The organism is Methylomonas sp. BW4-1, assembly GCF_052474385.1.
This window is the reverse complement of the sequence record NZ_CP184125.1, coordinates 85,478-107,115: the sequence shown is the minus strand read 5'-3', so window position 1 is coordinate 107,115 and position 21,638 is coordinate 85,478. Positions and strand designations below refer to the sequence as shown.

Annotated in this window: 22 protein-coding genes; 20 read left to right on the top strand and 2 right to left on the bottom strand. The window is 54.1% G+C overall.

The window, feature by feature from the left end; all coding sequences use genetic code 11:
- Positions 1-75: 75 nt before the first annotated feature.
- The 6 genes from ACH5Y9_RS00495 to ACH5Y9_RS00470 all read left to right on the top strand — a co-directional run bounded on the left by ACH5Y9_RS00495 (position 76) and on the right by ACH5Y9_RS00470 (position 7,692).
- Positions 76-591 carry an RNA polymerase sigma factor gene (locus tag ACH5Y9_RS00495; RefSeq protein ID WP_445368081.1) on the top strand — a complete coding sequence of 172 codons (516 nt, stop codon included), beginning with the start codon at positions 76-78 and terminating at the stop codon, positions 589-591.
- 12 nt (positions 592-603) lie between these two features.
- The gene (locus ACH5Y9_RS00490) at positions 604-1,560 is read left to right on the top strand and encodes a FecR family protein (protein WP_445368080.1); all 957 of its coding nucleotides are present in this window, start codon (positions 604-606) and stop codon (positions 1,558-1,560) included.
- A 125-nt stretch (positions 1,561-1,685) separates the two neighbouring features.
- On the top strand, positions 1,686-4,031 hold the full coding sequence (locus tag ACH5Y9_RS00485; RefSeq protein ID WP_445368079.1) for a TonB-dependent receptor domain-containing protein: 2,346 nt from the start codon (positions 1,686-1,688) through the stop codon (positions 4,029-4,031).
- Positions 4,032-4,044: 13 nt separating this feature from the next.
- Positions 4,045-5,241, top strand: a complete 1,197-nt coding sequence (locus ACH5Y9_RS00480; RefSeq protein ID WP_445368078.1) for a PepSY-associated TM helix domain-containing protein — start codon at positions 4,045-4,047, stop codon at positions 5,239-5,241.
- 171 nt (positions 5,242-5,412) lie between these two features.
- Complete coding sequence (locus ACH5Y9_RS00475; RefSeq protein ID WP_445368077.1) at positions 5,413-6,315, top strand: cation diffusion facilitator family transporter; 903 nt, start codon at positions 5,413-5,415, stop codon at positions 6,313-6,315.
- 48 nt (positions 6,316-6,363) lie between these two features.
- A complete protein-coding gene (locus tag ACH5Y9_RS00470; RefSeq protein ID WP_445368076.1) occupies positions 6,364-7,692 on the top strand; it encodes a D-alanyl-D-alanine carboxypeptidase family protein in 1,329 nt (442 codons plus the stop codon).
- An 8-nt stretch (positions 7,693-7,700) separates the two neighbouring features.
- Here ACH5Y9_RS00470 and ACH5Y9_RS00465 read toward each other — a convergent pair whose 3' ends face one another.
- The gene (locus ACH5Y9_RS00465; protein WP_033158397.1) at positions 7,701-7,907 is read right to left on the bottom strand and encodes a SlyX family protein; all 207 of its coding nucleotides are present in this window, start codon (positions 7,905-7,907) and stop codon (positions 7,701-7,703) included.
- Positions 7,908-8,036: 129 nt separating this feature from the next.
- Between ACH5Y9_RS00465 and ACH5Y9_RS00460 the strand changes: the two genes are divergently transcribed.
- The 4 genes from ACH5Y9_RS00460 to ACH5Y9_RS00445 are packed head-to-tail and all read left to right on the top strand — an operon-like array spanning position 8,037 to position 10,738.
- Positions 8,037-8,339: a DUF6763 family protein gene (locus ACH5Y9_RS00460; RefSeq protein WP_033158396.1), complete on the top strand. Its 303-nt coding sequence runs from the start codon at positions 8,037-8,039 to the stop codon at positions 8,337-8,339.
- An 8-nt stretch (positions 8,340-8,347) separates the two neighbouring features.
- Entirely contained in the window at positions 8,348-9,196 is an 849-nt protein-coding gene (locus ACH5Y9_RS00455; RefSeq protein ID WP_033158395.1) for an ATPase, read from the top strand.
- Positions 9,197-9,209: 13 nt separating this feature from the next.
- Positions 9,210-10,274 (top strand): homoserine O-succinyltransferase MetA, encoded by a 1,065-nt coding sequence (gene metA / locus ACH5Y9_RS00450; protein WP_445368075.1) that lies wholly within the window; start codon positions 9,210-9,212, stop codon positions 10,272-10,274.
- Positions 10,274-10,738 (top strand): nucleoside deaminase, encoded by a 465-nt coding sequence (locus tag ACH5Y9_RS00445; RefSeq protein WP_033158393.1) that lies wholly within the window; start codon positions 10,274-10,276, stop codon positions 10,736-10,738. Before metA ends, ACH5Y9_RS00445 begins: the two co-directional genes overlap by 1 nt.
- Here ACH5Y9_RS00445 and ACH5Y9_RS00440 read toward each other — a convergent pair.
- Entirely contained in the window at positions 10,732-11,178 is a 447-nt protein-coding gene (locus ACH5Y9_RS00440; RefSeq protein WP_445368074.1) for a hypothetical protein, read from the bottom strand. The genes ACH5Y9_RS00445 and ACH5Y9_RS00440 overlap by 7 nt on opposite strands.
- A 211-nt stretch (positions 11,179-11,389) precedes the next feature.
- Here ACH5Y9_RS00440 and hslV point away from each other — a divergent pair, with 211 nt between their 5' ends.
- The 10 genes from hslV to ACH5Y9_RS00390 all read left to right on the top strand — a co-directional run bounded on the left by hslV (position 11,390) and on the right by ACH5Y9_RS00390 (position 21,629).
- Entirely contained in the window at positions 11,390-11,950 is a 561-nt protein-coding gene (hslV, locus tag ACH5Y9_RS00435) for an ATP-dependent protease subunit HslV (protein WP_020483114.1), read from the top strand.
- A 4-nt stretch (positions 11,951-11,954) separates the two neighbouring features.
- Positions 11,955-13,274, top strand: coding sequence for an ATP-dependent protease ATPase subunit HslU (gene hslU, locus ACH5Y9_RS00430; protein ID WP_445368073.1), 1,320 nt, complete (start codon positions 11,955-11,957; stop codon positions 13,272-13,274).
- Between the two features lie 2 nt (positions 13,275-13,276).
- Positions 13,277-13,666, top strand: coding sequence for a gamma-butyrobetaine hydroxylase-like domain-containing protein (locus ACH5Y9_RS00425; RefSeq protein WP_205451220.1), 390 nt, complete (start codon positions 13,277-13,279; stop codon positions 13,664-13,666).
- A gap of 8 nt (positions 13,667-13,674) precedes the next feature.
- Positions 13,675-14,424, top strand: coding sequence for a bifunctional demethylmenaquinone methyltransferase/2-methoxy-6-polyprenyl-1,4-benzoquinol methylase UbiE (gene ubiE, locus ACH5Y9_RS00420; RefSeq protein WP_033158390.1), 750 nt, complete (start codon positions 13,675-13,677; stop codon positions 14,422-14,424).
- A 37-nt stretch (positions 14,425-14,461) separates the two neighbouring features.
- Positions 14,462-15,070 carry a Uma2 family endonuclease gene (locus ACH5Y9_RS00415; RefSeq protein ID WP_205451221.1) on the top strand — a complete coding sequence of 203 codons (609 nt, stop codon included), beginning with the start codon at positions 14,462-14,464 and terminating at the stop codon, positions 15,068-15,070.
- A complete protein-coding gene (locus tag ACH5Y9_RS00410) occupies positions 15,054-15,689 on the top strand; it encodes a ubiquinone biosynthesis accessory factor UbiJ (RefSeq protein ID WP_445368072.1) in 636 nt (211 codons plus the stop codon). The genes ACH5Y9_RS00415 and ACH5Y9_RS00410 overlap by 17 nt, the downstream gene beginning before the upstream one ends.
- A gap of 14 nt (positions 15,690-15,703) precedes the next feature.
- On the top strand, positions 15,704-17,392 hold the full coding sequence (gene ubiB, locus ACH5Y9_RS00405; RefSeq protein ID WP_445368071.1) for a ubiquinone biosynthesis regulatory protein kinase UbiB: 1,689 nt from the start codon (positions 15,704-15,706) through the stop codon (positions 17,390-17,392).
- A 39-nt stretch (positions 17,393-17,431) separates the two neighbouring features.
- Positions 17,432-18,292 (top strand): hypothetical protein, encoded by an 861-nt coding sequence (locus ACH5Y9_RS00400; RefSeq protein WP_445368070.1) that lies wholly within the window; start codon positions 17,432-17,434, stop codon positions 18,290-18,292.
- 770 nt (positions 18,293-19,062) lie between these two features.
- Positions 19,063-19,530 carry an SAM-dependent methyltransferase gene (locus ACH5Y9_RS00395; protein ID WP_445368069.1) on the top strand — a complete coding sequence of 156 codons (468 nt, stop codon included), beginning with the start codon at positions 19,063-19,065 and terminating at the stop codon, positions 19,528-19,530.
- A gap of 575 nt (positions 19,531-20,105) precedes the next feature.
- Positions 20,106-21,629 carry an AAA family ATPase gene (locus tag ACH5Y9_RS00390; protein ID WP_445368068.1) on the top strand — a complete coding sequence of 508 codons (1,524 nt, stop codon included), beginning with the start codon at positions 20,106-20,108 and terminating at the stop codon, positions 21,627-21,629.
- Positions 21,630-21,638 lie beyond the last annotated feature (9 nt).

Sequence of the window (21,638 nt, the reverse complement as noted above, 5' to 3'; positions counted from 1 at the left end):
CGGCTTTATGCGTTTATTGGCACACAGCTTGCGGCAGTTTCCGTCTTTCGTTCACAAAAATCCGGAGCTTGTCGCTTGTCCGTCATCGCCATAAAGCACGATCAGATAGCCGAATTATTTCTGACTCATAAAGAAGCCATCGTCGATTTTTTGCTGCGCAAGGTAAAGTGCCCCGATGCCGCACAAGATCTGAGTCAGGAAACTTATTTGCGTTTGCTGGGCAAGGACAGTCTGACACACACCGACAATCTGCCCGGTTATCTGTTTCGTACCGCCGAACGCCTGTCGATAGACTTTATTCGCCACCATCAGCGCAGCGGTGCAAAAACCCAAGAATTGGACGACGAGCTGACTTGCCCGCTTATGCAACCGGAAGACTTTGCCATTCTTAGCCAACAATGCGAACGCCTGTTGCAGGCTATCGCCAGCCTGCCGCAGCAATGCCGACATATTTTACTGCTGCGCAAGATCGACGAACTCACTTATGCCCAAATCGCCGGAAAACTGGGTATTTCCGAGAAAACGGTGCAACGCCAGTTGGTCAAGGCCATGTTGCACTGCCATCACATGCTAATCGGCACGCAGCACTAAACCGGCCAATCGATGACGGCGCCCAAGCTTTCGCAATCGCAAAAAATTCTTCAGCAAGCTGCGACGTGGTTCGTGGAGTTACAGTCTGAATCCTGTGATGAGCAGCGGCGTCAAGCATTCGCGCAATGGCTTCTGCAAAGTCCAGCGCATCAGACCGCTTACGACGACATCGCCAGCCTTTGGGGCAACCTGGACGAGCTAAAAACCACTGAGGTCGCCGGCTTGAATACCGCGCGCTCCGCAAGGCCCCGCGTCTGGCGAAACGGCAAAATGTTAACCATTAGCCTGCTGCTTGCCACCGTGTTGACCGGCGCATGGCTGGACTTCAAGGCACCTAGCAGAGTTTACCAAACAGGCATTGGCGAACGGCAAACCGTGCAACTGGCCGACGGTTCCCAACTGCAATTGAATACCGATACACAACTGCGCGTACGTCTATCCTGGTGGCGCCGCGAGATCGAGTTGCAGCAAGGCGAAGCCATGTTCAACGTCGCCCATCAGGCCTGGCACCCGTTTACCGTAAACACCGGCAATCTAAAAATTAAAGACATTGGCACCGTGTTTAACGTGCGACATGATAATCAAGGCACCGCCGTATCGGTGCTGGAAGGCGAAGTTGCCGTGCACGCGGGACGCAGTTGGTTTGGCGAAAATTTACCCGCCGGCTTCAGCCGCAAAATAGATGCAGGCGGTCACTGGCAAAAAACCGAAAAAACCAATACCAAGCAAGTGGCGGCGTGGCTCAACGGCCAACTGTTGTTCGACCACACGCCGCTGACCGAAGTCGTCGCGGAATTGGAGCGTTATCACACCGTGCGTTTTGCGTTTGCCGATCCGGCCTTGGCCAAGCAAACCCTGAGCGGCAGTTTCAATAGCGCCGATCTCAAGCCGTTTCTGCAGGCCCTGGAAAAAATCCTGCCTATCCACGTACAACGCCAAAAACAAACCGTCGTGCTTTACAACCGCTAACAAACAAGGTTCGCGTTTGGGTTAAAAAAATATTCCCCAAACCTGTCCAGTTTGACCTGTCTGCTTCGTTAATGGGGTATGGCGAGTCAAAAAATATTGCCACCCACGACTAACAGGAGACGATCATGGATTGCAAACTTAACACCACACCCGCGAAAAAACCGCGCCGACAGGCGCCACTGCTGGCTTTCGCCCTAGCCGCTTCAATCGACGCAAACGCGGCAGGCAGCACCAGCGCAAGCATAGACCTTCCCGCGCAGCCGCTGGCAGCTACGTTGGAGAACTTGGCGAAGTCCACCAATACCAAATTGATCTACGCCGACTCGATGGTGCAAGGCTTGCAAGCCCAGCCGCTGAAGGGCCAATACACCGTACAACAGGCGCTAGAAAAAGTGTTAAGTCAGAATGGCTTACAGTACGAGCAAGTAGGCGAAGGCGTCATTGCGGTTAAAAAAGTCCCCGCGCCAAAACCACAAGCCGTTAAGGACGATTCGACTTTCGAACTGGGTGCGGTCACAGTGAGTGATCAAACCGAGAGCATGAAATTAACCAGCAAGGACATTGCCACTTCAGTGGACATCATGTACGCCGATAAAATTGCCGACCAAAACGTATTAACGGCCTACGATTTGTTCCACCGCATGCCCGGCGTTCAAGTGACCCAATTCGGCCAAGGCATCACCACCGGAAAAATGTCGTTTCGCGGTTTCAACGGCGAAGGCAGGGTTAACGCGGTCAAATTATTGATCGACGGCGTTCCGAGCAACACCAACAGCGGCGACACCTACTTCGTCGATTCATTGTTTCCACTGGACATCGAATCCATCGAAGTGGTGCGCGGCACCAACGACGCCCGCTACGGCCTGCATTCGTTTGCCGGCAACATCAGCATGAACACCACCACTGGCGGCAACTACGCTAAGGCCAGAGCCAGTTTTGGCAGTTTCAATACCCACGACATCCAATCCGGTCTGGGCTATGAAAAAGATGGTTTCTCGCAGAACTATCAAATTTCCTACCGTGCCAGCGACGGCTACCGCGACCATAGCGACACCGACAAAAACAGTTTTTCCGGCAAATGGTTCTATACGCCGGACAACCAAAAATACAAAATAGGTTTGATCGCCCGCTGGAGCGAAGCCGGCGCCCAAGAACCCGGCTATATGACTTACCAGGAACAGTTACTCAATCAAACCCAAACCTTCACCCGAAATGCCACTGACGGCGGCAAACGCACGGTTGGCCAGGTCAGCACCCACTTGGACGTCAACCTCAGCCCGACCTTATTCTGGTCGTCCAAAGTCTACGGCACTTTATTCGACGACCAGCGTTATGTCACCTATGGCCCTGGCGCAGCACAGCAAGAACGCGACCGCGACGAAATCCAGTACGGCGCGATGACCTCGCTGACCTACCATCCGGTGGTCAGTTGGCTGGACGACTTTTCGCTGGAAACCGGCTTCGACTTCCAGCAACAAGAAAACAAATATCTGCGTTATCTAACCGATAGCAGGGTTCGCCGTAGCAGCGGTTTGCGTAACGACGAAAAGTGGGATTTCTTGAATTACGGCGGCTACATCCAGGCGATCATCAAGCCTTTCAAATGGTTGAAACTGACGCCAGGTTACCGTGCCGATATCGTCGACGGCAGCTTCTTCAGCTATCGCCCCGGCTCAGCGTTCGGCTCCTACCCCCTTAACGACTACGGTACGATTTCGCAGCCGAAAATCGGCGCGGTGATTACGCCGATCGAAGGCTACAGCCTTTACGGCAACTGGGGCCGCACCTTCCAGGTCGGCCTGGGCCAAGCCACCTTCATCGGCCGCAACCAAGCGAATATCGGCCCCTCGTTGAACGATGGCTGGGAAGTGGGTGTCAAGCTGAAACCGGTCGAGTGGGCCGAGGGCCGGGTCGCCTACTGGTCGCAAAAAGCCAGCAACGAAATTAGCCGCGATCTGGCCAGCGTGGAGTCGAGCCAAATAGGCCCCACACTGCGCCAAGGCGTGGACATTGAAGTCAAGGTGTATCCCACCGATAAAGTCGGGGTTTGGGCTGCCTACTCGTTGCAGGAAGCTAAAGTCACCAATCCGCCGGCGGTTTCGGCTGGCACGATGGAATACGTCTCGGGTAATCAGGTGGTCAATACCCCGAATTATTTGTTCTCGGCCGGCATCGACTACCAAATCCTGCCGCAATTGCGTTCTTCGCTATGGACCAGCGGCCAAGGCGACTACTTTGTCGATCAAGCCAATCAGCGCGGCCAATACGGTGAGTACGCCCTGCTCAACCTCGATTTGGGCTATCAGGTGACCAAGGAAGTGGAATTGCAATTTCAAGCTAAAAACCTGACCGACGTTCGCCGGGAATACGTTTGGTATTCCGAATCATTCGGTGCCACCGCCCAACCGTTCTTCTCGCCAGGCGACGGCGTTGCCTTCTACGGCGCCGTCAACGTCAAGTTCGACTACTGAGTTAGCGTAAATCATGAGAGCAACGGCCAGCAAGAAGCAGGCTAGACGCCAGTTCTGGCTGGCCGTGCATTTATACCTCGGACTGTCGCTGGGTTTGATCTTCGCCCTGGTCGGCCTGACCGGCAGCCTGTTGGTGTTTTATATCGATCTGGACGAGTGGCTGAATCCAAAGTTGATCATTTCCGAATCCAGCGCCCAGCGGCAAAGCTACGAGGATATTTTTCAAGCCTTGCGCCGCGCGGAGCCCACGCGGCAACGCGGCTGGCGGCTGGAAATTCCCGACGATCCACAGCGCGCCATCACCGCCCGCTACTATAAGCCGCAAGAAACCGAGCATCACGGCTTTGCGCCGCTGATGCTGTCGGTCGATCCCTATACAGGCTCGGTACTCGCCAATCGTTTCTGGGGCGAGTTTGCGATGACCTGGCTCTACGACTTGCATTACAAGCTGCTACTGGATAATCCCGGCAAAATTTTGATGGCCATCGTCGGCGGCTTGTTGCTGATGTCCTTGATCAGCGGCGTCTATCTGTGGTGGCCTCCACTACACAAATTAAAGAGCGCTTTGAGCCTAAAGCGCCATGCCAGCCGCGAACGCCGAAATTACGATTTACATAAACTGGCGGGCGTCTACAGCCTGATTGTGATGCTGGTATTGGCGGTAACCGGGATTGCCTTGGAAATTCCGCAATACGTCAATCCGATACTGGGCTATTTCTCGCCTTTGCAGGCATCGCCCGCGCCAAAATCGGCCATCAGCGAAAACAACCCAGCGCGCATCAGCCTGGATCAAGCCGTGGCCGTCGGCCAAGCGCGATTTCCACAGGCGCGCCTGTGCTGGATAGAAACGCCGCACGATACCAACGGCAGCTATCGCATCAATTTACGCCAGGCTGGCGAGCCCAGTCAGCGCTTTCCCAAAACCAACGTCTGGGTCGATCAATATTCCGGCCAGGTGTTGGCGGTCAGCAACCCCGAAGAACTGGGCGGCTCGGACACAATCATCAACTGGCTGCATCCGCTGCATACCGGAGAGGCGTTTGGCTTGACCGGGCAATTGCTGGTGTTGGTTGCCGGCTTGCTCTGCCCGCTGCTGTTCATCACCGGCGTGATACGCTGGCTGCAAAAACGCCGCGGCCGGCAACTGCATCCTCGGCACCAGCAATCGGCAAAAAACCCACATCAACCGCCCGCCTTACAGAATCGATAAGCTCTCTATTGCCTAGTTGACAGTCAATGACTCAAGTTGTCTGTCAACACCTAAGTATTTGCAGCAAATCCGCTCGACTCATCTAAAATCTGCATAATTACTTGATTTGTTTCGGTGCTGTCTGCTGCAAACAATCGCCGCCTAATTCTTAATTTTTTTGGCCCATAGCTCATGTCTCATAGCAATTCCGCCTCAGCCATCATTTATGCGTTCGCCGCTAATCTGGGTATCGCTTTGATCAAAACCGGCGCAGCAGTCTGGACCGGTTCCGGCTCGCTGCTGGCGGAAGCCATTCATTCCTTCGCCGATTGCGGCAATCAGGTCTTGCTGTTTATCGGCATGAAACGCTCGGCGCGGGCAGCAACCCAACACCACCCAATGGGCTATGGCCGGGAAGCGTATATCTGGTCGATGATGGTAGCGATTACGCTATTCTCGGTGGGCGGCTTGTTCTCTATCCACGAAGGTTGGTTGCGTTTTCACGAAGCGCACACTGTGGAAAACGCCGGCATGGCTTTGGGGATACTGGCTATCGCCGTGGTTTTGGAAGGCTTTTCGTTGCGCGCGGCCTTGGGGGCCATGGCAAGCGAACGCGGCGAACGAGGCATGTGGCAATGGTTTAAAGAAACGCAATCCAGCGAATTGATGGTGGTCATCGGCGAGGACTTGGCGGCGCTGATTGGTCTAGTGATAGCCGCGGCGATGCTGGGCTTGACTACGCTTACCGGTAATTCAATGTACGACGCAGTGGGCTCGATGTTGATTGGCGCCTTATTGGTCGTCGTGGCGGTGTTAGTTGGCCGGGAAGTGCATTCTTTGCTGCTCGGTGAGGCCGATGCGGGGATTCGCGATGCCGTTCGCGGCTATCTGGAAAAGCAAGGCTGCGTCAATCGCGTGCTGAATATTTGGGCTATTAGCCACGGCAGCCAAGTGATGCTGGCCATTAAAGCCGAATTGCCGGCGGATTTAAGCGTGGGGGAAGCTGTTGAATTAATTAACGGAATGGAAAAGCAGATCAAAACCGACCATCCCCGCATTAATTGGGTCTTTTTCGAAATCGATAATTCTGATTAAATAATATAGCCAAATGTTTAGGCCACATATCTGGAGCAAAGTAATAACTTGAGCACCCTACCCAAAACCCGTTTAGCGTTACTTTCTCTAGCTTGCCTAATGCTGCAAAGCGCTCCTGCGTCCGCCAGATATGCGGCGATTGTCATCGACGCCGACACCGGCCGCGTGGTTCACGAAACCGAATCCACTCAACGCTGGTATCCCGCGTCATTGACTAAAGTCATGACTATCTATTTAACGCTGTCGGCATTGGAAAATGGCCGTCTGCGACTGACCGATACCGTGTTCGCCTCAAAACACGCCGCCTCGCAACCGCCTTCCAAGCTGGGTTTGCGCACCGGCCAAAGTTTGACGGTGGAACAAGCCATCATGGCGGTCACCACCCGTTCCGCCAACGACGCGGCGGTCGTGCTGGCGGAAAAACTGGGCGGTACGGAAAGCAACTTTGCCGCGATGATGACCCAGCAAGCGCGTACACTGGGCATGTACAACAGTTCGTTCGAGAATGCCAGCGGCTTGCCCAACGACGGGCAAATCAGCAGCGCCCGCGACCTGGCCTTGTTATCTGCCGCGTTGATTCGCGATTTCCCGCAACATTATCATTATTTTTCGGCAACGGAATTTAACTACAAAGGCCGGGTAATGCCCAATACCAACCGCATCCTGAAAAGCTATCCGGATGCCGACGGCCTGAAAACCGGTTTTACCTGCGGCTCCGGCTACAACCTGATCGCCTCGGCCAAACGCAACGGCCACCGCTTGATTGGCGTGCTATTGGGCGCACACAGCAGCGGCGAACGCTTCGAACAAATGGGTAATTTATTGGACATGGGCTTTGCCAATAGCGAAAAAGGCCTGTTCGGCGAGCACATATCGCAACTGAAGGATTACAGTGCCTTGCCGCCGCCGTTTCAGTTGTCGTCCAACCGCTGCGCCGGCAGTGCGGAACAAATGGGCGCCGATTCCGGCAGCAGCCGATATGAACCGATTCATATCAACGCGCCGTATAACAGTCGCCGCGAAAAGCTCACGCAATTAGCGCAAGCCAAACCGCAAAGCCGCGGCAATGTTTGGACCGTCAGCATGGGAAGTTTCCCCAGAAAAATCGATGCCAATGTCAATCTGCAGCGTGCGCGTAATGCTCTCGGCCCATTAGCAAAAACCGGGCGGGCCGGCATTGTCAAAACCAAAGTCAAAAACGCCACATCTTGGCGGGCGCAATGGACCGGCTTACAGCAAGACGACAGTCAGGATTTTTGTCGACGCTTGCGCGCCAAACATATGGATTGCAGCGCCTCGCCGCAACCTCGAACCAGCTTGGCAACAGCATCCAACCCGACGAAGCAGCTACGCCGCGTCAGCCATCGCAAGTCGTAATTGATAAGTCAGTAATGGGGCGGACGCTCATCGACCGCCCCCGCTTGGCGCTCATCCAGCGCCAGGCTTTTGATCTTGTCGTGCAGCAACTTACAAGTTTCTTCCAGTTTGCCGATTTGCTTTTGCTGGTCTGCCACCACTTGGTTCAACGCCTGAATCAAATCTTCCTGATACGCTTGTTTGATCTCCAATTCGATGAATCTTTCTTCGCTCATGGCTCCCGCCGCTGACTGTGTAAATTTGCCATTCTAATCGAAAATCCCGACAGTTTTGCCGCATGCACTCGCACAGCTTCTATAAACTCGCTATCATTGATAAGTCATCAAAATAGCGAGGATGCAACTATGGCAACTATTACAGATCCGGTCATTGGCCGCTGGTATAAAGACCTGGAAAGTAATCTTACCTTCAAGGTCGTAGCGATTGAGGGTAACGACGAATCGGTGGAGGTTCAGTTCGCCAACGGCGATTTGGGCGAATACGACAACGAATCCTGGTACGGCTCCACTATCGATTACATCGAAGATCCGGAAGACTGGAGCGCGCCGTTCGACGAGTTGGAAGCCGACGATCTGGGCTACACAGACCCCGATAGACACGCCCGCCCGGATGCGGAAGATTTGGACATTAGCGATTTGTTGGATTGAGATAATTTATGAGAATGACCCCGCAACAATTTCTGGACTGGGAATCCAAGAGTATCACCCTGCTGGCCATGTCCGGCGCCGGCAAAACCACCCTCTCGGCCAAGTTACCTAGGGATAAATGGTTTCATTATTCCGGCGATTACCGCATCGGCACCAAATATCTGGAAGAGCCGATTCTGGATAACATCAAACAGCAAGCGATGGGCGTGCCGTTTTTGCGCGATTTGCTCAAATCCGACTCGATTTATATTTGCAGCAATATCACCGTGGAAAACCTGGCCCCCGTATCCAGTTTTCTGGGCAAAATCGGCGACCCGGCCAAAGGCGGCTTGTCGCAAGCCGAATTCAAACGCCGCCAAGCGCTGCATCATCAAGCCGAAATCGCAGCGATGAACGACGTGCCGGACTTTATCCACAAAGCCGAGGACATCTACGGCTACAAACATTTCATCAACGACGCCGGTGGTAGCGTTTGCGAACTGGATTGTCCGGAAGTCCTGGAAAACCTGGCCAAACACACACTGATCGTCTACATCAAAATTCCGCCGGCCTTGGAACAGACCATCATCGACCGCGCCAAAAAAGATCCCAAACCCCTGTACTACCGCCCTGAATTCGTCGATGAAAAACTGGACCAATTCATGAGTGAACGCGGTTACAGTTCTACCGATCAGATTCCACCGGACGAATTCGTCAGCTGGGTGTTTCCGGAGTTGTTCAAAGCCAGAGTGCCGCGCTACGAAGCGATTGCCGCCCAGTACGGCTACACCATCAGTGCCGACGAAACCGCTAAAGTCAATAACGAAGACGACTTTATCCGTCTGATTGCCGAGGCGATTGCCCGGCAACAATCTTGAGACCGTTCTTGTAATGCCGCTAGTTGCCCATACCGCTTTACCCACTTTTCAACGTCTGCACGAAGAAGGCGAAGAAATTCTCAGCCCGGACCGCGCCAGCCACCAATCGATTAGAGAATTGCACATCGGCTTGTTGAATATCATGCCTGACGCGGCGCTGGAAGCCACGGAGCGCCAGTTTTTCCGGCTGGTTGGCGCCTGTAATCAGATCGCCCAGTTTCATGTGCACCCGTTTACGATTGCGGGCCTGGAAAGAAGTCCGCAAGCCCTGGCGCATATCCAGCAATATTACGAATCCTTCGAGCAAATCAGACAAGACGGCCTGGATGCCTTGATTATCAGCGGTGCCAATGTCACCCACGACCATTTGCAGGAGGAAGATTTTTGGCGGCCGTTAACCGAAGTGTTCGAATGGGCCACGCAAAACGTCACCTCGGTGCTTTGCTCCTGCCTGGCCACCCATGCCTTCATTCAGCATAGTTACGGTGTGGAGCGCACCCGTCTGCCGGCCAAGCGTTGGGGTGTTTTCTCGCACAAAGTGGTGGATAGGCAGCATCCCCTGGTAGCGGAAATCAACACCCGCTTCGATGTGCCGCATTCGCGTTTTAACGAAGTGTTTCAGCGCGACATGGAAACACACGGACTGAAAGTCCTGGTGGCCAGCGAATCCGCCGGTGTGCATCTAGCCGTCAGTCCGGACGGATTTCGCGTCGTCTTCTTCCAGGGTCATCCGGAGTACGACGATATTAGCCTGCTCAAAGAATACAAGCGCGAAGTACTGCGTTATTACAACGGCGAGCGCGACGACTACCCACCCTACCCCGAGCATTATTTCGATAACGAAGTGCAACAGCTACTGGCCGAGTACACAGAACACGTGAAAGAAGCCAAGCTTGGTAACTGCCCACTGCAAGCCATGCCTGAGCAACAAATCATCGAGCACTTGGACATCACCTGGCGGGATTCCGCTAAAGCCGTGTTTAATAACTGGCTGGGGAAGGTTTATCAGATCACCAACGAAGACCGCCGATTGCCGTTCATGGACGGTATTAATCCTGATAATCCGCTGGATTTGTAATGCACGAAGGCTTTCTAAACCAAGCCATCGCACTAGCCTGCGATAACATCGACCAAGGTGGCGGGCCGTTCGGCGCGATTGTCGTTAGAGACGGCGAAATTATTGCCGCCAGCGGGAATCGGGTGACGCCGGATCTGGACCCGACCGCTCACGCCGAAATCGTCGCCATTCGGCTGGCTTGTCAAAAACTAGGCGATTTTCAATTAACCGATTGCACGCTCTACACGAGTTGCGAGCCTTGCCCGATGTGCTTGGGCGCCATCTATTGGGCAAGACTGCAAGCCGTTTACTTCGCTTGCGACCGTTTCGACGCCGCTAAAGCCGGGTTCGACGACGGTTTTATTTACACCGAAATCGACAAACCCGCCCTGCAACGCCGGATCGTCATGCAGCAACTCTCGCTCGACTCGGCCAATCGCCCCTTCCAAATGTGGCGGATCAAAACAGATAAAATTCGCTACTGAGCCGCCGCCGGCTGTTCAGCCGGTTTAGCAGCTTCCTCGCCTTTGATTTTCAGCAACCAGCCATCCTGCCCCAAACAGCCGCTCTCCAATTTGCTTTCTGCGGATTTAGCGGTGACATGCACACGGGCAAATCCCGGCGTCAATGGCGGCAATTTCGCGGTCACAAAGTAAAAGGTCTTTTTATCCACCACATTGACTTTCATTTTTTCGCCACGCGCTTCGGCGGTCACGGTCAATGGATCGGCATTGTGGGAGATATGAAAAGAGATTTCCGTGCCCGCATCGACCTCGGCTTTTTGTTCAGGCACAAAATCCCGGAATTTGGGCCTTTTACACTCTTTCAAGCGCTCTTCTTCTTCCGGCGATAAAGCCAGGGCCGCCGTTGAAAACACCATAGCACCCAGTAAGCACGCACCTCTCCAGCGATTTGACAATTTCATGACTAGCTACCCTCTTGTTGTTATTGTAATGTTGGAAACGCCGGTCAATGCGGCGCATCCTTTAAAATACCAGCACTTTGAACTTTAATCAGTTTTCTTGCTTTGTTCAATCTTTGCGCCTTTTACCCACCGGGCTTACGGTTTTAAACTTCTACCCTATCGCCGTCGAGAACATGTAAAATCGCCGCCTTTCCCTTTCTCATTCACAGACATGACGAACTTCAGAGGCACCACCATTCTTTCCGTCAGACGCGGCGATAAAGTCGTGATCGGCGGCGATGGCCAAGTCACCCTGGGCAACACCGTGATGAAGGGCAATGCCCGTAAAGTCAGACGCCTGTACCACGACAAAGTGATTGCCGGTTTCGCCGGCGCGACGGCCGATGCGTTTACCTTATTCGAACATTTCGAAGGCAAGCTGGAAAAACATCGCGGCAATCTGACCCGTGCCGCCGTGGAAATGGCCAAAGACTGGCGCACCGACCGCGCCCTGCGCAAGCTGGAAGCGTTATTGATCATTGCCGACAGTAAAACCTCGCTGGTGATTTCCGGCACCGGCGACGTCATCGAACCGGAATACGACTTTATCGCCATCGGCTCCGGCGGCGCGTTTGCGCAAAGTGCCGCGCGCGCCTTACTGGAAAATACCGAACTCAGCGCCCGCGAAATCGTCGAGAAATCGCTAGGCATTGCCGCCGATATTTGCATTTACACCAACCACAATCTGCGCATCGAAGAATTAGACGCCGAACCCCAACCGGCACAAGAGTAAAACCATGAGTCAAATGACCCCGAGAGAAATCGTCAGCGAACTGGACAAACACATCGTCGGCCAAGCCGCCGCCAAACGCTCCGTCGCAATAGCCCTGCGTAACCGCTGGCGCCGCAGCCAGGTTACCGCCGAGCTGCGCGATGAAATCACCCCGAAAAATATTCTAATGATAGGCCCCACCGGCGTCGGTAAAACTGAAATCGCCCGCCGTCTGGCTCGCTTGGCTAACGCGCCTTTCATCAAAATTGAAGCCACCAAATTTACCGAAGTGGGTTATGTCGGCCGCGACGTGGAATCGATTATTCGCGACTTGATCGATACTGCCGTGAAAACCACCCGCATCTCGGCGATGGAACGTGTGCAAAACCGCGCCGCCGATGCCGCCGAAGAAAAAGTGCTGGATATTCTATTGCCGCGCGCCGAAGGCGGCATGCTCTCGGAAACCGAGGAATCCACCCGGCAGAAAATGCGCAAAAAACTGCGCGAAGGCGATTTGAACGATAAGGAAATTCAAGTAGACGTTGCCGCACCTGCAGTGGGTGTGGAAATCATGGCCCCACCGGGCATGGAAGAAATGACCAGCCAGTTGCAAGGCATGTTTCAAAACCTAGGCAGCGGCCGCACCAAGACCCGCAAATTAAAAATTAAAGATGCCTTGAAACAGTTGCAGGAAGAAGAAGCCGGCAAACTGGTCAACGAAGAAGAAATCAAGCAAGCCGCGCTGGAAGCGGTTGAGCAACATGGCATCGTGTTTCTGGACGAGATCGACAAAATCTGCAAACGCGCGGAAATGGGCGGCGGCGAAGTGTCCCGCGAAGGCGTGCAGCGCGATTTATTGCCGTTAGTGGAAGGCAGCACCGTCACCACCAAATACGGCATGATCAAGACCGATCATATTCTGTTTATCGCTTCCGGTGCGTTTCATTTGACCAAGCCGTCGGACCTGATTCCGGAATTGCAAGGCCGCTTTCCAATCAGGGTCGAGCTGAACGCCTTGAGCGCGGACGATTTCGTGCGGATTTTGACCGAGCCGGACGCCTCGCTGACCGAGCAATATCAGGCACTCTTGAAAACCGAAGGCGTAGACGTACAATTTACCGCCGACGGTATTCAGCGCATTGCGGAACTGGGCTGGCAAGTCAATGAAAAGACCGAAAATATTGGCGCCCGCCGTTTGCACACCATTCTGGAAAAACTGCTGGAGGAAATTTCCTTCAATGCGCCGGACCTGGCCGAAAAATCCATTACCATCGATGCCGCTTACGTGGATTCACATTTGATGGAACTGGCCGATGATGAAGACCTTAGCCGCTACATTTTATAATTATGCGCGTCAAAATCACCCCCACTCAGCGTTTCCCGACCGAAATCAAGCTGCATAAGGTTTCGGCCATCCTGGAAATTCATTTCGACGACGAGAGTATTTACGAGCTGCCCAGCGAATACCTGCGGGTGTTTACCCAATCGGCAGAAGCGGTCGGCCACGGCCCCGGCCAGGAAACCCTGCAAATCGGCAAGGAAGACGTGACGATTACCGACATCCAGCCGGTGGGCAATTACGCCATCAAACTGGTGTTCAGCGACGGCCACGACACCGGCATTTACAGCTGGGATTTACTGTATAAATTGGGTTCGGAATTTCCGCTGCTTTGGTCGCAGTATCTTGAAACCCTGAAAGCCGCCGGCCTCAGCCGCCGCTCGCCCATCCATAATTAAACGACATCATGACAAACGACAATACCACCCATTTTGGTTTCAAACAGGTTCCTAAACAGGAAAAAGTGGCGCTGGTGCGCGGCGTGTTCGACTCGGTCGCCAGCCAGTACGACGTCATGAACGATCTCATGTCGATGGGTATCCACCGCATCTGGAAACGAGTGGCCGTGCAACTGGCGAATGTTCGTGAAGGCGACAGCGTGCTGGACCTGGCAGGTGGTACCGGCGATTTGACCAAACTCTACGAAAAGCGCGTCGGCAAATCCGGCCAGGTGATACTGGCGGACATCAACGCCGCCATGCTGCGCACCGGCCGCGACCGGCTGATCGACCACGGTTTGAGCGGCAATATCCGCTACGCCCAAGTCAACGCCGAATGCCTGCCTTTTGCCGACAACACTTTTGATTGCGTGACCATCGGCTTTGGCCTGCGCAACGTCACCGACAAGGACGCCGCCTTACGCTCCATGTATCGGGTTCTAAAGCCGGGCGGCCGCGTGATTGTGTTGGAGTTTTCGCATCCCATCGACCCGATTACCGAGAAAGTCTACGACTTTTACTCCTTCAAACTACTGCCAAAAATCGGCGCCGTGGTGGCGAAGGACGAAGACAGCTACCGTTATCTGGCCGAATCGATCCGCATGCATCCCAAGCAGGACGAACTCAAGCAAATGATGGAAAACGCCGGCCTGGAGCGTTGCGAGTATTTCAACATGACGCAAGGTATCGTTGCCGTACACCGGGGCTATAAATTTTAAGCTCCCGTTCGCCGGTCGTGAAATCGGAGAATTGCCAATGGCACTAAAACCAGCTCAGCATTACATCAGTGAAGCCGAATACTTGGCCGGCGAAATGATCAGCGACATCAAGCATGAATTGATCGACGGCGAAGTTTACGCAATGGCTGGCGCCAGCCGTAACCATCAAAGATTAGCCGGGAATGTTTTCACGACTTTCGCCCAACATCTACGAGGCACGCCGTGCGAGACGTTCATGGCTGACATAAAAGTCAAAGCCGAAAACAACTTTTTCTATCCCGATGTGATGGTAGTCTGCGCCGACGAAAACGGCGACGAGTACTACACCGAAAAGCCAACCATTATCGTCGAAGTGCTATCCAAAGCCACCCGACGCATGGACAAATCCACCAAACTGGCGGCCTATAAGGCCTTGCCGAGCTTGCAAGAATATGTACTGATCGAACAGGATTTTGTCGACGTCGAAATCTTACGCCGCTCGACCCACTGGCTATCGGAACATTACTTCCTTGGCGACAGCCTCACCCTGGAATCAATAGACTTAACCGTGACAGTCAGCGATTTATACCAACGAGTCAATAACGAAGACATGCAAGAGTTTCTGCAACAACAGCAAGCACAGGCGAGTGATGTCGAGCAGCGTTAAGTCCTTATTAATCTCCGCGCTCGAAACCGCACTGAATCGTTATTTAGCGCTGGACGATCACATCGAACAGTATCTAACGCCCATGGCCGGCAAAGTCATCGCCCTGCATGTGACGTCTTTCGACAGCAGCCTGTATCTTTGCCCTACCACGCAAGGCATGCAAATTCTAGAAAGTTATCCGGGAACCGTCGATGCCACGTTGAGTGGCTCTCTATCAGCCTTGGGTTTGATGGGTTTGAGTGCCACACCGATGCGCTCACTGTTTAAAGGCGAAGTTCGCATCGACGGCGACGCCCAAGTCGCCCGCCGTCTGCAACGCCTCTTCGAAAAACTGGACATCAATCTGGAAAGCAAAATCGCCCGTTATACCGGCGACGCCTTTGCTCAACGCTTGGGCCAGTTGTTCCGCGGCAGCCGCGACTGGACGCAGCACACCCTGACCACCTTTCGCTTAAACCTGGAAGAATTCCTGCAAGAAGAAACTCGTGAGCTGCCGGCCAAATCGGAAGCCGAGTTATTTTTCCGCGACATCGACACTTGCCGCAGCGACTGCGACCGCCTTGATGCCCGCCTCGCCCGCCTGGAAGCCGCAATCCAAACTACATCCGCGCCTCAATAACAAGGACCTGCCCCGTGATTCGCCCGAAAATTCTGATGCGCCTCATCCATATCAACTGGGTGATGATGTTCCATGGCCTGGACGAAATCGTCTTAAAAACTCATTTGTTCCGGCCCATCCGTTACATCGCGTTCTTGTCGCCAAATTATTGGACCAGCAACTCCCGCGAACCGCGCGGCGCCCGCATCCGTAAAACCCTGGAAGACCTGGGGCCGATTTACGTCAAATTCGGCCAAACCCTGTCCACCCGCAAGGATTTACTGCCGGAAGACATCGCCGAAGAACTGGTCAAACTGCAAGACAAGGTGCCGCCGTTTTCCGCCGAAACTGCCCGCAAAATCATTGAGCAACAGCTGGGGCAATCGATAGAAGAGGCCTTCGCAGAGTTCGATCCGCAACCGCTAGCCTCGGCGTCGGTTGCGCAAGTACACACCGCCACGCTGCACACCGGCGAAAAAGTCATCGTTAAAGTCTTGCGGCCGGACATCGAAGACAAGATTCATTCCGACGTCGGCTTGCTGTACGAACTGGCGCGCTTGGCGGAACGCTTCTGGAGCGATGCCCGCCGACTGCGGGCGATGGAAATCGTTGCCGAGTTCGAAAAAACCATTCTCGATGAACTGGATCTGGTGCGGGAAGCCTCCAACGCCAGCGCCATTCGCGCCAATTTCAAGAACTCCGAGATGCTCTACATTCCGGAAATTCATTGGCCGCTGACCCGCCGCAAAGTCTTGGTGATGGAACGCATCTACGGCATTCCGGTCGGCGACATCGACGCCCTGCGCAAAGGCAATGCCGATTTCAAAAAGCTGGCCGAGCGCGGCGTGGAAATCTTTTTCACCCAAGTCTTTCGGGATAATTTCTTCCACGCTGACATGCATCCGGGCAATATTTTCGTGCAATTGCCGGACAAATACCTGGCGGTAGACTTTGGCATCGTCGGCAGCCTGTCCAGCTCCGACCAGCGTTATCTGGCCGAAAATTTCCTAGCGTTCTTCAACCACGACTACCGGAAAGTGGCGCAAATGCACATCGAATCCGGCTGGGTGCCGGCGACGACGCGGGTAGAAGAATTTGAAGCAGCAATCCGTAGCGTCTGCGAGCCGATTTTTGAGAAGCCACTCAAGGACATTTCTTTCGGCTTACTGCTGCTCAGACTGTTCCAGACCGCCCGCCGCTTCGACATGGTGGTGCAACCGCAATTAGTGTTATTGCAAAAAACCCTGCTGAACATCGAAGGCCTAGGCCGCCAGCTCTATCCTGATCTGGATTTATGGCAAACCGCTAAACCCTTTCTGGAAAACTGGTTCAAAGAGCGCGTCGGTCCCGGTAAAAAGATCAAAGAGCTGCTTGCCAAATTCCCGGAAATCACCGAACAGATTCCGGAAGTCCCCGGCCTGGTATTCCAAGCCCTGCAAAGCGCCGCGCACATGCAGCAGCAGCTTCAGCAGCAACAAAAAGACATGCTGGAGCTACGCAAACAACTTAAGCGGAATAATACCCGCACGTTGCGGGCGATTCTCAGCGCGGCGGTGTTGATTGCGGCGGCGATAATGATGCAGTCGCCGTTGTTGGGGGGTGAGTGGCGGGGTTGTCCCCCACGAGGCGGAGCCCAACCGACATCTTACATGGCCTGGGGTGATAGACAGAAGGCAATACACCATATCGAACAAAGACTTATCGGAGAAATATATGATTTTTAGTAGATATACAGTTAACTATCTAATTACTTGTTAGGCGCCATGATCCGCATTGCCGTATTGACTCTACCTCTGCTCGCTTTCGCTACAGGTGCGCAATGCTCACCCGAATCGCTCGCGGTCCACTATGCCATCGGCGACTTCGCGGGTGAAAGGAACACTCCCGTTGCTCTTCTGGTGCAAGCCGAGATAGGCGGCCAGCAGTGCAGTGTTCAAGTAGACACTGGTGCCAATGCAGCAGTCATTCTGCACACCGACCAAAGCGGAGAAGCGTTGGAGCCGGTCGATTTTCGGCTTGGTTCTCTGCGCCACACTGTCGCGATTAGCCAGGCGACAAGAGCAGCCATTCAGTCATGTCACCTTGGAGATCCCATTGCGACAGTCGGAAATGGCTTCTTCGATACCGGAACCTTGGAAATTGATTTCGCCGCCCAACGCTTGACCTTCAGCCCAGAACCACTGCTTGCCAATGAAACGCGAGCCAGTTCGTTCAGGTATGCGAAATGGGGCGCCGAGGGTGGACACGTCTTGGTGCCGGCGGACTCTCGGAAGAACCTACCCAATGAGGCCCTGCTGGACACGGGTTCCCTGCGCCTTGATCTGGGTGTGCATGACGAGCGCGTATGGCGTGCTTTGACCAAGAGACCGAGGAAGCATGATCGCGAGTTCTCAGTCCAAGCCTGGGGAAGGCAGCATTGGTGCACAACGAGGCCATCACGACGAGCGATCATCCTTTCGGGTTCTAAGCCGTTCAGGCCAAGCGTCACCTATTGCCCGACGTTAACATTCCGCCCCGTAGAGCCAATTCTTGGCACCGTTGGAATGAGTCGATACATGAATGGCCGAATCACCATTGACTACATCTCGCGTCGGTGGCTTCCTGAATTGCCTACCGCACAATGACGCCTAACCGCTCAGGGCCGTAGGGCGCATTAGCGATAGCGTAATGCGCCGGATGAAACCACATGGCGCAATGCCCGTTGGTTTTTAAGCCCGGTTAATAAGCTTTCGTATTTTGTGTCGCTAACGCGACGACTGATTTTAATGTCGGTTTCACGAAAAACGTCCTTGTTTTTCGCCCTTCGGGTGCTAACGCATGCAAATCGGCTATCCTGCCGATTTGTCCTGCGCTCCTCGCTTTTGAACGGGGTTGCCGAAAGGGGCTTCCTGCCCCTTCGGCAACGCGCCGCATCCCTGCGGCGCCCCTAACGGGCTGAACCGTTCAAAAGCTCCGGTGCTCGGCGCGGCATACGGGAGAAAACCATCCCGGTTATCGGTGGGCTTTCGAGAGACCGTAGGGCGCATTAGCTTTAGCGTAATGCGCCGAATGAATCGACACACGGCGCAATGCCCGTTGGTTATTGCGCCCTACGAGCTGTTCGAACACATGTTGGCAATCCCTTAATCACTCTGGGCGTGTGCTATCTCGCAAATGGTCCAAACGATGTTTCGCATACCCCTCGTTCCTCCGAATACGCTTCGCTATTCGCAGCTACGCCACTGATTTTTCACCGCGAGGAGAAACCCGGCTAGCCATTTTCGATGGCTTGGAAGACAGTCATAAGGAAATACATTCTATAAAACATAGACTTATTGCAGCCAGATCGGATTCGTGCTAGATGTGCAGTTAACTATCTAATTCTTTGTTGGGCATCAAAATGGAAAATGTTTCAATGCACTCACAAGTCACAGCAATCGGATTTGTCGACGCCGTTCGGCCTCATGCGGAAGATGACTTTTGGGGAGGAGAGGAAGCGTGTATTGCGCTGACATCGGAATTTACTTTTGAGGCATTGCAAGGGATTTCTGATTTTTCCCATGTCGAAGTACTGTTTCTTTTCCATGAAGTCGAGCCATCAAAAATTGTCAAGGCCGCGCGCCACCCTCGGAACAATAGCGCGTGGCCAGCCGTAGGCATCTTCGCACAACGTGGTAAGAATCGGCCAAACCGCATCGGCAGCACGATCTGCCGTGTGATTCGTGTGGAAGGGGCGAAGCTTTTCGTCGCTGAATTGGATGCCATCAATGGCACGCCAGTGCTCGACATCAAACCCGTCATGGCTGAGTTCCTGCCACGCCAGGAAGTTCATCAACCAGTCTGGTCACATGAACTAATGCGTGACTATTGGCTGCACAAGTAGTCCTCCAAGGCCTTATGGCGCATAGGCGTTAGCGCAATACGCCGGATGAATCGACACGCGGCGCAATGCCCGTTGGTTATTGCGCCCTACGAGCTACACCACTATTCCTCTAAATCCAAAAGAACCGTCAAAGCCCTTTAAGCTCGCGACGGGGTTTCCCCGTATGCCGCGCCGAGCACCGGAGCTTTTGGTGGGAATAGCCCGAAGGGGTGCGGCAGGGATGCCGCACGTTGGCGAAGGGGCAGGAAGCCCCTTTCGCCAACCCCTGCCAAAAGCTCTGGAGCGCAGGAAACAAGCGGCATCCGGGTGGCTTTTCTTTTGGTGACTTTTCTTTGGCCAAACAAAGAAAAGTTACTCGGCTGTCGGGCCGAGACCCGACATTAAAACAACCGTCGCGTTAGCGACACCAAAAGCCCTCCCAGACTTGCCTCGATACAGACTTTTAAGTGCAATTTCCCCCAGTTTCAATTAGCATCGTGCGACCATTTCCTTGAAGCCCCAGAACCTTGTACCAGCAATACTTCAATTTCAGCGAATTGCCATTTTCGATCTCGCCTGACCCGCACTTCATGTTCATGAGCGAGCGACATCAGGAAGGTTTGGCGCATTTGCTGTATGGCATTAATCAAGGGGGTGGGTTTGTCGCTTTGACTGGCGAGGTAGGCACCGGCAAGACTACGCTGTGCCACTGTTTGCTGCAGCAATTACCGGATAACGTGGATATTGCCTTAATTTTGAACCCTAAATTAACGGCACAGGAATTACTGGCGACAATCTGCGACGAATTGGGCATCAGCCATGCTGGTTTCGCGGCCAAACAGCTGATCGACGCCATCAATCAATACCTGCTGGCCGCTTATGCGCAAGGCCGGCGCACGGTATTGTTGATCGATGAAGCCCAGAACCTTAGCTTGGACGTTTTGGAGCAAATTCGCTTGCTGACCAATCTGGAAACCAGCAAAGCCAAGCTGTTACAAATCATCTTGGTCGGGCAGCCGGAACTGAATGCGTTGCTGGCCCGCCAAGACTTGCGCCAGCTCAATCAACGCATCACTGCCCGCTATCATTTGCTGCCATTGTCGCTGGACGAGACACGAGCTTATATCAGGCATCGCTTGCGGGTCTGCAAGGGCAACCATCGCCTATTCAATCCAGCGTCCATCCGCAAGATTTACCTGTATTCGCAAGGCGTGCCGCGGCTGATCAACATTCTGTGCGACCGGGCCTTGTTAGGCGCTTACGCCACTAATGCGCGGGAAATCAACCCGGCGATTATTCGCCGAGCGGCGCAGGAAGTGTTGGGGTCGGTAACAGCCAAACGCCGCTGGTATGGCGCAACCGCCGCGATTTTGGCAGTCGGCGCTTGGGCAGGATTGCAGTTTTGGCATCCGGCGATGCCCGTTGTTGAACCGGCCAAACCGGCTGTTACCCAACCAACCGTGCTGCCGATACTGGCAGCGCCCATCCCCGCCGCCAAGCCGGTCAGTTTTGCCGATCAGCTGGATCAGGCCGGCCTCAACTTTACCGAAGCCGTGACCGAGTCGCTAAAGACTTGGCATCTATCCGCCCCCGCCGGCCGCACAGCGGATTGCAGCGCGGCGGCCGCTTTGGGTTTGAATTGCTTATTCGGCAAGGGCAATTGGCAAGAACTCCTGGCCTTAAACCGGCCGGCGATTTTGGCTTTTTCCGACCCGACCGGCACCAAACGCTATGTATTGTTGCCCGGTGTTGACCAGGATTCGGCAATCATCCACTTAAAGGACACCGTCAACATCCCACTCGCGGAGCTTTTAACCCTCTGGGACGGCAATTATTTGCTGCTGTGGCGGCCGCCGCATCCGGGGATCACGGAAATCGCTCCCCCGCAGCAATCCGCAGCAGTGCTCTGGCTGCGCGAACGGTTAAGTAAAATCACCGGCAAACCTGCTGGGGACATGGCTTCCCGAGTTTTCGATGAAACGCTGAAAGCCGAATTGTCTACTTTCCAACGCCGGCAACATCTGACGCCCGACGGCATAGCCGGCGCCCGCACTCTGATACACCTGGATAACCAAATCGGTGCCTCTGCTGCGCCTCATTTGGCAATCACCACTCGCTAGGCTTGTTGA